1 protein-coding gene is annotated in these 586 nt (G+C 76.1%); it reads right to left on the reverse strand.

The genetic code is table 11. The annotated features are described in order from the left end of the window. Positions 1-586, reverse strand: a 586-nt coding sequence (locus ACYU7Q_RS21865; protein ID WP_460611579.1) for an NAD(P)H-binding protein, incomplete at both ends; no start/stop codon positions are given.

Below are 586 nucleotides of genomic sequence, written 5' to 3' on the forward strand. Positions count from 1 at the left end.
GTGACGAGGTAGATCCCGGTGAACAGGGCGAGCGTGGCGGCGAGGATCAGGGCCACCGCGCGGTCCCGCGCCGGGGCCAGCCGCTCCGCCAGCCGGGTCGGCGGCGGGGAGGGGACCGGGGGCAGGCCGAGCGCGAGCGCGAGGTTGATCCACGCGGTGACGGTGTCGGCGCCGGTCGCGTGCTGCTCGGTCCCCCTGGCGGTGAGGACGTAGGCGTTGCGCGCCCCGGCCAGCAGCGCGGCCACCCGGCGCTGGTCCTCGGCCGCCACCCCGGTCACCCGCTCGACGCGCTCCGGCCACCAGCGGGCCACGATCCGCCACACCGCTTCGAAACCACGGGTCCTGCTGTCCACATAGGACCGATCGACCAGCCCGTCGGCGACCGCGGCGCGGCTGATGCGCCCGTCGCCGGTGTCGCCCTGCTCGACGCGGACGCCGTCGGCGGGCAGGTCGTGCAGCCAGCTCGGCCGCACGATGGTGTACTGCGCGCCGCTGGTGCGCAGGGCCGCTTCGCCCCGGGCGCGCGCTTCGATCCGCTCGGCCATCTCGGGATGCTCGGCCGGGCGGGTCAGGTAGATCTGCGAGA

Source organism: Hymenobacter terrigena, assembly GCF_054776515.1.